This window comes from Halomarina salina (assembly GCF_023074835.1).
Taxonomy (GTDB): Archaea; Halobacteriota; Halobacteria; order Halobacteriales; family Haloarculaceae; genus Halomarina; species Halomarina salina.
Genome location: NZ_JALLGW010000003.1, coordinates 226,008 through 238,235 on the forward strand (window position 1 = coordinate 226,008; position 12,228 = coordinate 238,235).

Sequence of the window (12,228 nt, forward strand, 5' to 3'; positions counted from 1 at the left end):
GTCGTCGCGGGTGCTGGCTCCCAGTCAGCCGTCGTACCCCTCGATGGCTTCGCGAGGCTCGACGTTCTGGAGGTTCGGGGGGACGTGCTCGCCAACGTCGTCGACGGGCGTCGCCCACTCGACGGCGTTCGCCAGGACGTGCTGGACCTCGGAATCGTGGTAGATGGGGAGCGTCTCGTGACCGGGTCGGAAGAAGAAGACGCGGCCCTTCCCACGCCGCCAGCAACACCCCGAGCGGAACACCTCGCCACCCTCGAACCACGAGGTGAACACCACCGAGTCGGGCGTCGGCACGTCGAACGGTTCGCCGTACATCTCCGTCCGCTCCAGTTCGATGCAGTCGTCGACGCCGGCGGCGATGGGGTGGCCGGGGTCGGTCACCCACAGCCGTTCGCGCTCGTCTGCCTCGCGCCATTTCAGGGACCCCGTGGTCCCGAGCAGTCGCCGGAACGGTTTCGACAGCGCCGACGAGTGGAGGAGGAGCAGGCCCATCCCGCCGCGGACGTGGTCGGCGACGCGGTCGGCCACCTCGTCGCTCACCTCGTCGTGGGCGACGTGTCCCCACCAGACGAGGACGTCGGTGTCGGCCAGCACCGACTCCGTCAGGCCGTGCGCTGGCTCCTGTAGCGTCGCCGTCTGCGTGTCGAACCCCCGTTCGGCGAGCGCGTCGGCGATAGTCCCGTGGATGCCGTCGGGGTAGATGGCCGCCACCTCGTCGTCTTCGCGTTCGTGGACGTACTCGTTCCAGACCGTGACCGTCTGCGTCATACCTGACCGTGGCGGGAGCGCTCGAAACTGGTTGCCGAAGCGGCAATCGGCGTCGAAAACTGGGAGTTCGCTGCCCGAGGACGCCGGCCTACTCGAACCCGAACAGCTCCTTCGGGCGGTCGTACGCGACGTGTTCGGCCAGGTCGTGCGCGACGTCCGTCGGCATCCGGCCCTGCTCGACCTGCGTTCCGAGGACGTTCGCCAGCGTGCGGCGGAACATCTCGAACCGGGAGTCGAACGACAGCAGTTTCCGCGAGTCGCTGACCATCCCGGCGTGGTTGGCGAGCAGGTCGACCGACCCGACGTACTCCAGCTGGCGCTCCATCCCGACGGGGCTGTCGTTGAACCACCAGGCGGGGCCGACGCTCACGTTCGGGAACGCGCGCGCGATGGTCGTGACGGTCGGGTAGTGGGTCGGGTCGACGACGTAGAGGACGATATCCAGGTCGCCGTCGAACGCGTTGAGGAAGTGTCGCAGGCCCTCCGCTATCTCCACCTCGCCGGTCGTGACGGTGCCGCCCGCGGCCGACCCCAGCCGCTCGAACAGGTCGTCGCGGTAGTCGCGGACCGGGCCGATGTGGAGCTGCGTGACCCAGTCCGTCTCGACGTTCAGTTCGCCGATGTACTCCAGCACGAACGCCTCGAACTCGCGGACCTGCTCGTCGGAGAGCGTCTCGCCGCGGCGCTCGGCCGCGTAGATGTCGGCGGCGCGCGAGCGCTCGACCGGCCGGGAGACGGGTTCGCGGACGCTCAGGTCGCTGGCCCGGCAGCCGTGGGCGGCGAAGTGGTCGTGGCTGGCGGCGAGGGCGTCGAGGAACCCCTCGAAGTCACCCGTCTCGACGCCGGTCGCGTCGGCCAGTTCCCGGACGAAGTCGCCCCAGTCGCGGTGGCCGACGTGAACCGCGCGGTCGGCGCGCCACGTCGGGAGGACGTCGACGCCCTCGACCTCGCGCGCGGCGCGGTCGTGCAGGTCGAGCGACGAGGTGGGGTCGTCGGTGCTGCAGACCACCTCGACGTTCATCTCGCGGAGCAGTTCCTGCGGGCGCTTCTCGTCGGCGTCGAGCTGGCGAGCCGTCTCCTCCCAGATGTCGTCGGCCGTCTCGGCGGAGATGGGCGTCTCGATGCCGAACCGCCGCTTCAGGTCGAGGTGGACCCACTCGTAGGTCGGGTTGCCCGCGAGGTCCGGGAACACCTCGGCGAGCGCGGTCCACTTCTCGCGGTTCGAGGCGTCGCCCGTGATGCGCTCCTCGGGGACGCCCCGCTTGCGCATCGCGGCCCAGACGTAGTGGTCGGTCGCGCCCTCGACCGCCCAGACGTCGTCCCAGCCCTCGTTCTCGACGACCTCTCGGACGTCGAGGTGGCTGTGCGGGTCGACGATCGGCAGGTCGGCGATACGCTCGTAGATGTCGTGAGCGGTCTCCGAGTCGAGGAGGTAGCGCTCGTCGAGGAACCCCATTGTCGACTGGACCGACGGCCAGCGGTGACAAAAACGTGGAGGTCACGGCGTTCCACCGACGGTGGTCTCGGCGCGGAGTCGGAGGAGGACCGAATCGTTAAGCCGTGGCCCGCTGAAGCCGCAGACTGTAATGCACGAGGCTCCAGCGGACGCGGTGTACAGCGACGAGTCCGCACCCACTGAACGGCGCGTCGAGGACCTGCTCTCACGGATGACGCTCGCGGAGAAGGCGGCACAGCTCGGCTCGGTCAACGCGGACCTGCTGCTCGACGACGATGGCGAACTCGACCGGGAGACCGCCGAGGACCTGCTCTCGGAGGGGATGGGCCACCTGACGCGCATCGGGGGCGAGGGCGGTCTCTCGCCGACCGACGCGGCGCGGGTCACCAACGAACTGCAGGACGTCCTCGCCGAGACACGGCTCGGCGTCCCCGCGATTCCCCACGAGGAGTGTCTCAGCGGCTACATGGGTCCGGAGGGCACCACGTTCCCCCAGTCCATCGGGATGGCGAGCACGTGGGACCCGGACCTGATGGCGGAGGTCACCGCCACCGTCCGCTCGGAGATGGAGGCCATCGGGACGAGACACGCGCTCTCACCGGTGCTCGACGTGGCCCGCGACCTGCGGTGGGGGCGCGTCGAGGAGACGTTCGGCGAGGACCCGTACCTCGTCGCGGCGATGGCGAGCGGGTACGTCTCGGGGCTCCAGGGCGACTCCGTCGAGGAGGGTATCTCGGCGACGCTGAAGCACTTCGCCGCCCACGGTGCGACCGAGGGCGGACGCAACCGGACCTCGGTGAACCTGGGTCGCCGCGAACTCCGCGAGACGCACCTGTTCCCCTACGAGGCCGTCATCGCGACCCAGGACGCCGAGTCGGTGATGAACGCCTACCACGACATCGACGGCGTCCCCTGTGCGAGTTCGGAGTGGCTGCTGACCGACGTGCTGCGCGGCGAGTTCGGCTTCGACGGTACCGTCGTCTCGGACTACTACAGCATCGACTTCCTGCGGGAGGAGCACGGCGTCACCGACTCCGACCGCGAGTCCGGGGTGGCGGCGCTCGAAGCCGGTATCGACGTGGAACTGCCCGCGACCGACTGCTACGGCGAGCACCTCGTCGAGGCCGTCGAGGCCGGCGAACTCGCGGAGGCGACGCTCGACGAGGCCGTCCGGCGCGTCCTCCGGACGAAGTTCGAGAAGGGCGTCGTCGACGAGCCGACCGTCGACGCCGACGCGGCAGCCGACGCGTTCCACACCGACGCTGCGACCGACCTCACCGAGCGCGCGGCCCGCGAGTCGATAGTGCTCCTGAAGAACGACGACGACCTGCTCCCCCTCGACGCTGGCCTCGACTCCGTCGCCGTCGTCGGCCCGAAGGCGGACGACGGCCCGGAGATGATGGGCGACTACGCCTACGCCGCTCACTACCCCGAGCAGGAGGTGGCGACGAACGCCACGACGCCGCTCGACGCCGTCGAGGCGCGGGCGGACGCGGACGGGTTCGACGTCACGCATGAGGACGGCTGTACGACGACCGGCCCGAGCACCGAGGGGTTCGACGCGGCCGCGGACGCGGCGGCGGACGCGGACGTGGCGCTGGCGTTCGTCGGCGCGCGCTCGGCCGTCGACCTGTCGGAACGCGACGTCGACGACGCCGACAACCCGACGCTCCCGACGAGCGGCGAGGGCTCTGACGTCACCGACCTCCGACTTCCCGGCGTCCAGCAGGACCTCGTCGAGCGACTCCACGAGACGGGGACGCCGCTGGTCGTCGTCGTCGTCAGCGGGAAGCCCCACGCCATCGAGTGGGTCGCCGAGACGGTCCCGGCGGTCCTGCAGGCGTGGCTCCCCGGCGAGGAGGGCGGCACGGCCGTCGCGGACGTGCTGTTCGGCGACTACAACCCCGCCGGCCACCTCCCGGTCTCGTTCGCGCGCTCGGTCGGCCAGCTGCCGGTCCACTACAGCCGCCGGCCCAACTCCGCGACCAAGGACTACGTCTCGACGGAGAGTTCGCCGCTGTTCCCGTTCGGCCACGGTCTGAGCTACACCGATTTCGAGTACGACGACTTCGACTGCTCGTCGAGTCGACTCCACCCGTCCGGGTCCGTCACCGCGAGCGTCACCGTCACGAACGTCGGCGACCGGGCGGGGACCGACGTGGTCCAGCTGTACGCCCGCGCCGAGTCGCCCGACCAGGCCCGCCCAGTCCAGGAGCTGACGGGGTTCCAGCGCGTCTCGCTCGACGCCGGTGAGTCCGCCCGCGTCTCGTTCCAGGTGGACGCGACGCAACTGGCGTACCACGACCAGGCCATGGACCTCACCGTGCACGAGGGTCCGTACGAACTCCGCGTCGGCCACTCGGCCGCCGATGTCGCCGCGAGCGCGTCCGTCGAGGTGACGGACACGAAGGCCGTCCCGCGGACCGGTCGGACGTACTTCGCCGAGACGTCCGTCGAGCCGCAGTAGGGGCGCAGTCTCCGGTCGTTCCCCGAACGTGTCACCGACGGAGCCGTTCGAGCCGCCCAGTGGGCGTTTTCTCCGCAATCGTAAGAGTCGTGTACCGGTGGAGCAATGCCTCGCCTGTGACCAGTACGCAGCAGAACTACGTGAACGGAGAGTGGAGCGACTCCGAGAACGGCGAGACGTTCGAGTGTACCGACCCGGCGGCCCCCGACGAGGTCGTCGCCGAGTACCAGCGGTCGACGGCCGCCGACGTGGAGTCGGCCGTCGAGGCGGCGGCCGACGCCAGCGAGGAGTGGGCGACGATGCCGGCCCCGCAGCGCGGGGCTATCCTCCGCGAGGCGGCGGCGAACCTCGCCGAGCGGAAGGAGGAGCTGACGCAGTTGCTCGTCCGCGAGGAGGGGAAGACCAGCGGCGAGGCCGGCGGCGAGGTACAGCGGGCCATCGACATCTTCTACTACTACGCCGAGAAGACCCGCGACCTGGGTGGGAGCCGGAAGTCCGCGAGCAGCGCGGGCACCGACCTCTACACCGTCGACCAGCCGGTCGGCGTCGCGGGCCTCATCACGCCGTGGAACTACCCCATCGCCATCCCGGCGTGGAAGATGGCCCCGGCGCTCGCGACGGGCAACACGGTCGTCCTGAAGCCCGCCGAACTCGCGCCAGGGACGGCCCTCGCCCTCGCGGGAGCGCTCGACGAGGCCGACATCCCGGACGGCGTCGTCAACGTCGTCACCGGCAAGGGGTCGGAACTCGGTCCGCCGCTTATCGAACACGAAGAGGTCGACGCCGTCTCGTTCACCGGGTCGACCGAGGTCGGCCAGCAGGTGTACCAGTCCGCGACGGACGCCGGCAAGCGCGCGCAGTGCGAGATGGGCGGCAAGAACCCGACCGTCGTCGGCGAGAGCGCCGACGTCGAACAGGCCGCCGACATCGTCGCGAACGGCGCGTTCGGCGTCACCGGGCAGGCCTGCACCGCCTGCTCGCGCGCCATCGTCCACGAGTCGGTCCACGACGAGTTCGTCGACGCCCTCGTCGCCCGCGCCGAGGACATCGATATCGGTCCCGGCGACGAGTACGACATGGGCCCGCAGGTCAGCGAGTCCGAACTGGAGGGCACCCTCGACTACGTCGACGTCGCGGAGCAGGAGGGGGCGACGCTCGAGACCGGCGGCGGCCAGCCCGAAGGCGAGCACCTGGGCGACGGCTACTACGTCGAACCGACCGTCTTCAGCGGCGTCGAGCGCGACTTCCGCATCTTCCAGGAGGAGGTGTTCGGCCCCCTCGTCTCGGTCACGGAGGTCGCCGACTTCGAGGAGGCGCTGGAGACGGCCAACGACTCCCAGTACGGCCTCTCCGCCAGCATCGTCACGAACGACCACGAGGAGGCCGAGCGGTTCGTCCACGAGGTGGAGTCGGGCGTCGCGAAGGTGAACGCGAAGACGACCGGCCTCGAACTGCACGTCCCGTTCGGCGGGTTCAAGCAGTCCTCTACCGAGACGTGGCGCGAACAGGGTGACGCCGGCATCGACTTCTACACCATCCAGCGGACCGTCTACGACGAGTTCTGAGACGGTCAGCGGTGTAGTCGTCGCCGAAGCCGTCGCGTCGCCACGCGCTCTCGACGGGATGGCAGACGACACGGCGTCGTCGCGTGCGACCGGTCGACCGACGCGGTCTGACGGACGGGCCCGTCCCGTCCGATGTCGACCCGCGAGAGTGACGACTGTGGCCGTCTCGGTCGCTCTATCGATGCCAAACGTGAAATACTCCGCCACAGATGTCGGAGGTGTATGCCGAACTATCGGAGCCTTCGCGATCCGAACGCAGAGTACACCATGCGGGACCTGTCGGCGGAGTCGATGGGCCTCGAGGCGAAGCGAGGCGGCGGCCGCGACGTCGAGATAACGGACGTCCAGACGACGCTCGTCGACGGGAACTACCCCTGGATTCTCGTCCGCGTCTACACCGACGCGGGCATCGTCGGCACCGGCGAGTCCTACTGGGGCGGCGGCGACGCCGAGATCATCGAGCGGATGGCCCCCTTCATCATCGGCGAGAACCCGCTCGACATCGACCGCCTCTACGAACACCTCATCCAGAAGATGTCCGGCGAGGGCTCCATCTCCGGGAAGGTCGTCTCGGGCATCTCGGGCATCGAGATCGCGCTCCACGACATCGCCGGGAAGGTACTCGACATCCCGGCGTACCAGCTCCTGGGGGGGAAGTACCGCGACGAGGTGCGCATCTACTGTGACTGCCACGCGGGCGACGAGTCCGAACCGGCGTCGAACGCCCGCGAGGCGAAACGGGTGGTCGAGGAACTGGGCTACGACGCGCTGAAGTTCGACCTCGACGTCCCCTCGGGCCACGAGAAGGACCGCGCGAACCGCCACCTGCGCGGCCCGGAGATACAGCACAAGGTCGACATCGTCGAGGCCGTCTGCGAGGAGGTCGGCGACCGCGCCGACGTCGCGTTCGACTGCCACTGGTCGTTCTCCGCGGGCAGCGCCAAGCGCCTCTGTGCCGAACTCGCGGACTACGACGTCTGGTGGCTGGAGGACCCGGTCCCGCCGGAGAACCACGACGTCCAGAAGACCGTCACGCAGTCCGCGCCGACGACGCCCATCACAGTCGGGGAGAACGTCTACCGCAAACACGGCCACCGCCGCCTCTTCGAGGAGCAGGCCGTCGACATCGTCGCGCCCGACCTGCCCCGCGTCGGCGGGATGCGCGAGACGCGGAAGATAGCGGACATGGCCGACACGTACTACATCCCCGTCGCGATGCACAACGTCTCCTCGCCCATCGGGACGATGGCGAGCGCGCAGGTCGCCGCGGTCATCCCGAACTCGCTGGCCGTCGAGTTCCACTCCTACCAGCTCGGCTGGTGGGAGGACCTCGTCGAGGAAGAGGACCTCATCGAGGAGGGTCGGATGGCCATCCCCGAGGAGCCCGGTCTCGGCCTGACGCTCGACCTCGACGCCGTCGAGGAGCACATGGTCGAGGGTGAGACGCTGTTCGACGAAGCCTGATGGTCGTCGAGCCAGCGGACCGCTGGTCCGACACGTTCGACGAGGCGTAAGCCGCGTCGAGCCCGCGAACCTCCGATTCGAACAGTTCGACCGAGCGAAGCGACGCCGAACTCGCGGGGCTCGTCTCGGCGTCGTCCGACGAAGCGTCGGCCGAGTCGAACAGGGGAGGTGTCGCGCCGAGAGCGGTCGCCGTGGCCACCCCGCTTCCGACCAACGAGCCGATAGTTCGTCTGCACGGACAGTCTACGGACAGGTAGACATAAGAGGTCGCCACCGGACGCTTGCGGTGTTCATGGACAGCGACTCCACGCCAGCGGTCAGCGTCGACGGGAAGTCAGCGGTCGTCATCGGCGGCACGAGCGGCATCGGCCGCGCCATCGCCCTCGCGTTCGCCGAGGACGGTGCGGACGTCGTCGCGACCAGCCGGACCGAGGAGAGCGTCGAACAGGTCACCGAGGAGCTCCGCGAACGCGGGGCGACGACGACGGCGGTCACCTGCGACGTGACCGACCGCGAGTCCGTCGAGGAGCTGTGTGCCGTCGCCGAGGAGACGCTCGGCTCCATCGACGTGCTCGTCAACTCCGCCGGGGTAAACGCGGAGGCCTCCATCACCGAGATGACCGAGGAGGAGTGGGCACAGGACATCGAGGTGGACCTCACCGGCGTCTTCCGGGCGTGTCAGGTGTTCGGCCGGGTGATGGGCGAGGGGAGCATCGTCAACATCTCCTCGATGTCGGCCGGACAGGCCCGCGAGGAGCGGGCCTCCTACGTCGCGGCGAAGAGCGGCGTGGACGGCCTCACGCGCGCTGCCTCGGCCGACCTCGCCCCGGAGATTCGCGTCAACGCCATCGCGCCGGGGTTCGTCAAGACGGAGATGGCGGGGCCGAAACTCGACGACGGCACCGAGTTCCGCGAGACCGTCGACGAGCGGACGCCGATGGAACGCGTCGCCACGCCCGACGAGATAGCGGGGACGGCCATCTACCTCGCGAGCGACGCCGCCTCGTTCACGACGGGCGAGGTGGTGGTCGTCGACGGCGGCTACGACAACAGCGCGCAGTGAACGCGCCGTGACCGAACGGTAACCATCCCACCGCCACCTCGCCGTCTCAGTCGTGCCCGATGACGGGTTTCGGCTCGTACGGCGCTTCGAGGTACTCCACGTCCGACGCCGAGAGGTCCACGTCGAGCGCTTCGACGGCCTGTTCGAGGTGCTCGACGCTCGTCGTGCCGACGATGGGGGCGTCGACGAACTCGTTCTGGAACAGCCACGCGAGGGCTAGCTGGGCCATCGTCACGCCGTACTCCTCGGCGAGTTCCTCGACGCGTTCGTTCACCTCCTCGCCGCCCGCCGCGCCGTACTCCGGCGTCGGGTTGTGGACGTTCGAGGGGTCGGCGCGGGTCGTCGTCTCTAGCTGCTCGTGCGGCCGTGCGAGGTAGCCCTGTCCGAGCGGTCCCCACGGAATCACGCCGACACCCTCCTGCTGGCAGAGGGGGAGCATCTCGCGCTCCTCCTCGCGGTAGGCGAGGTTGTAGTGGTCCTGCATCGTCGCGAACCGGTCGAGGCCGAGGCGGTCGCTGGCGTGGAGTGCGTCAGCGAACTGGTAGGCCCACATCGAGGACGCGCCGAGGTAGCGTACCTTTCCTCGGCGGACCGCGTCGTCGAGGGCGCGGAGCGTCGTCTCGATGGGCGTGTCGTCGTCCCAGCGGTGAATCTGGTAGAGGTCTATCGTGTCCATCCCGAGTCGGCCGAGCGAGGCGTCGAGTTCCTGCTCGACGGTCTTCCGCGAGAGCCCCGAGCGGTTCGGCCCCTCCTCGACCGGGAAGAACACCTTCGTCGCGACGACCTGTTCGTCGCGGTCGTGGCCCGCCAGCGCGTTCCCGAGGATGCGTTCGCTCTCGCCGCCGGAGTAGGCGTTGGCCGTGTCGAAGAAGTTGACGCCGAGGTCGATAGCGCGGTCGATGAGGTCGGTCGCCTCCTCGTCGTCCAGCATCCACGGTTCGCCGCGCCCGAAGCTCATGCAGCCGAGACAGATGCGCGAGACCTCCACGCCCGTCTCTCCGAGGGTCGTGTACTCCATCGTCTGGCGACTCGCGTGGGATCGCCCACTAGCTTCGTCTCCCGGCAGAACTGACTGATTCCGACCGGGGCGACCGGACAGCGCACCCCTGGCGACCGTGAGGGAAGAACTATGCGTCGAGGCGGCCAACTCTCGTTCGACCACGACAATGCCCGACGGCGACGAACTGGACGACGATGCGCGCGACTACCACCGCAGCCCGACGCCGGGCAAGGTGGAGATAGCCACGACCAAGCCGACGAGCAGTCAGGCGGAACTCTCGCTGGCGTACTCGCCGGGGGTCGCCGCCCCGTGCCGGGCCATCGCCGACGACCCCGACGACGCCTACGCCTACACCGCTAAGGGGAACCTCGTGGGCGTCGTCTCGAACGGGAGTGCGGTCCTGGGGCTGGGGGACATCGGCGCGCAGGCGTCGAAACCAGTCATGGAGGGGAAGGGCGTGCTGTTCAAGCGCTTCGCCGACATCGACGTGTTCGACGTCGAACTCGACACCCCCGACGTCGACGAGTTCGTCGAGACGGTCGCGGCGATGGAACCGACGTTCGGGGGAGTGAATCTGGAGGACATCAAGGCTCCCGAATGCTTCGAGATAGAGCGCCGCCTCCGCGAGGAGATGTCCGTCCCGGTGTTCCACGACGACCAGCACGGCACCGCCATCATCTCCGGGGCGGCGCTGCTCAACGCGACCGACATCCTCGGCAAGGACGTCGAGGACCTCCAGGTGGCGTTCTCCGGTGCGGGTGCGGCGGCGACGGCGACCGCGGAGTTCTACACCCACCTCGGCATCCCGCCGGCGAACATCACGATGTGCGACATCGACGGCATCCTCACGCCCGACCGCGACGACCTCAACGACCGCACGCGCCGGTTCGCGGCCGGCACCGAGGGCGGCGACCTGGCCGACGCCATCGAGGGGGCGGACGTCCTCGTCGGGCTGTCGGTGGGCGGCATCGTCTCCCAGGAGATGGTGCAGTCGATGGCCGAGAATCCCATCATCTTCGCGATGGCAAACCCGGACCCGGAGATCGGCTACGAGGCCGCCAAGTCGGCCCGCGACGACACGGTCGTCATGGCCACCGGTCGGTCGGACTACCCGAACCAGGTCAACAACGTGCTGGGCTTCCCGTTCATCTTCCGCGGTGCGCTCGACGTGCGCGCGACCGAGATCAACGAGGCGATGAAGGTCGCGGCCGCCGAGGCGCTCGCGGACCTCGCCCGTCAGGACGTCCCCGACGCCGTCGTGAAGGCGTACGGCGACCAGCCGCTGCAGTTCGGTCCGGAGTACATCATCCCGAAACCGCTCGACCCGCGCGTCCTCCTCGAAGTCGCGCCCGCCGTCGCCGGGGCCGCGATGGACTCCGGCGTCGCCCGGAACGAGGCGGACCTCGACGCCTACGCGCGGCGACTCGAAGCGCGCCTCGGCAAGGACCGCGAACTGATGCGCGTCGTCCGGGGGAAGGCCAAGGCGGACCCGAAGCGCGTCGTCCTCGCGCAGGGGGCCGACGAGAAGATTCTCCGTGCCGCGTTCCAGTTGACGACCCAGGGCATCGCCCATCCGGTGCTCGTCGGTGACGCCGCCGACGTCGAGCGCACGCGGACGGACCTCGGCCTGGAGTTCGACCCCGAGGTCGTCGACCCCGCAACTGCCGACGTCGACCGCTACGCCGACCGCCTGCACGAACTGCGCAAACGGAAGGGGCTCACCCGACGGGAGGCCGAGGAACTCCTCCGCGGCGACGCCGACTACCTGGCGAGCGTGATGGTGGAGACGGGCGACGCCGACGCGATGCTTACCGGCCTCGTCCACCACTATCCGAATGCACTGCGCCCGCCGCTGCAAGTGGTCGGCACCGCACCGGGCGTCGACTACGTCGCGGGCGTCTACCTGCTCACCTTCGGGAACCGCGTCGTGTTCTGTGCGGACGCGACGGTCAATCAGGACCCCGACGAGGACGTGCTCGCGGAAGTCACAAGGCTGACCGCGGACCTCGCTCGCCGGTTCGACGTCGACCCGCGGGCCGCCCTGCTGTCGTACTCCGACTTCGGCAGCGTCGAGAACCGGGGGACGGCGAAGCCACGTCGCGCGGCCGAGCTGCTTCGTTCGGACCCGAACGTCGACTTCCCGGTCGACGGTGAGATGCAGGCCGACACGGCCGTCGTCGAGGAGATGCTCACGGACACCTACGAGTTCTCGGACCTGGACGAACCGGCGAACGTCCTGGTGTTCCCGAACCTGGAAGCGGGGAACATCGGCTACAAACTCCTCCAGCGCCTCGGCGGTGCGGACGCCATCGGCCCGATGCTCGTCGGCATGGACAAGCCCGTCCACGTCCTCCAGCGCGGGGACGAGGTGCGGGACGTCGTCAACCTGGCGGCCGTCGCGGTGTCGGACGTCTGAGTCACGTCCGAGAGTCGAGTTGCGTCGAC

Annotated in this window: 8 protein-coding genes; 5 read left to right on the plus strand and 3 right to left on the minus strand. The window is 69.3% G+C overall.

The features are described from left to right. Positions 1-24 precede the first annotated feature (24 nt). Both MX571_RS20345 and uxaC read right to left on the minus strand, forming a co-directional pair. Complete coding sequence (locus tag MX571_RS20345) at positions 25-768, minus strand: ThuA domain-containing protein (protein ID WP_247420890.1); 744 nt, start codon at positions 766-768, stop codon at positions 25-27. An 88-nt stretch (positions 769-856) separates the two neighbouring features. Continuing rightward, positions 857-2,224 carry a glucuronate isomerase gene (gene uxaC / locus MX571_RS20350; RefSeq protein WP_247420892.1) on the minus strand — a complete coding sequence of 456 codons (1,368 nt, stop codon included), beginning with the start codon at positions 2,222-2,224 and terminating at the stop codon, positions 857-859. A gap of 211 nt (positions 2,225-2,435) precedes the next feature. On the opposite strand from uxaC, the gene MX571_RS20355 reads away from it, so the two are divergent. The 4 genes from MX571_RS20355 (at position 2,436) to MX571_RS20370 (ending at position 8,783) form a co-directional block, all read left to right on the plus strand. Further along, complete coding sequence (locus MX571_RS20355; protein WP_247420947.1) at positions 2,436-4,691, plus strand: glycoside hydrolase family 3 N-terminal domain-containing protein; 2,256 nt, start codon at positions 2,436-2,438, stop codon at positions 4,689-4,691. 116 nt (positions 4,692-4,807) lie between these two features. Beyond that, positions 4,808-6,256, plus strand: a complete 1,449-nt coding sequence (xacF, locus tag MX571_RS20360) for a 2,5-dioxovalerate dehydrogenase (protein WP_247420895.1) — start codon at positions 4,808-4,810, stop codon at positions 6,254-6,256. A gap of 222 nt (positions 6,257-6,478) precedes the next feature. Beyond that, positions 6,479-7,720: a mandelate racemase/muconate lactonizing enzyme family protein gene (locus tag MX571_RS20365; RefSeq protein WP_247420898.1), complete on the plus strand. Its 1,242-nt coding sequence runs from the start codon at positions 6,479-6,481 to the stop codon at positions 7,718-7,720. A 292-nt stretch (positions 7,721-8,012) separates the two neighbouring features. Further along, positions 8,013-8,783, plus strand: coding sequence for an SDR family NAD(P)-dependent oxidoreductase (locus MX571_RS20370; protein WP_247420903.1), 771 nt, complete (start codon positions 8,013-8,015; stop codon positions 8,781-8,783). Positions 8,784-8,829: 46 nt separating this feature from the next. Here the strand turns inward: MX571_RS20370 and MX571_RS20375 are convergent, their stop codons facing one another. Further along, positions 8,830-9,801 (minus strand): aldo/keto reductase, encoded by a 972-nt coding sequence (locus tag MX571_RS20375; protein ID WP_247420906.1) that lies wholly within the window; start codon positions 9,799-9,801, stop codon positions 8,830-8,832. A 148-nt stretch (positions 9,802-9,949) separates the two neighbouring features. Here MX571_RS20375 and MX571_RS20380 point away from each other — a divergent pair, with 148 nt between their 5' ends. Further along, the gene (locus tag MX571_RS20380) at positions 9,950-12,199 is read left to right on the plus strand and encodes an NADP-dependent malic enzyme (protein ID WP_247420909.1); all 2,250 of its coding nucleotides are present in this window, start codon (positions 9,950-9,952) and stop codon (positions 12,197-12,199) included. Positions 12,200-12,228 lie beyond the last annotated feature (29 nt).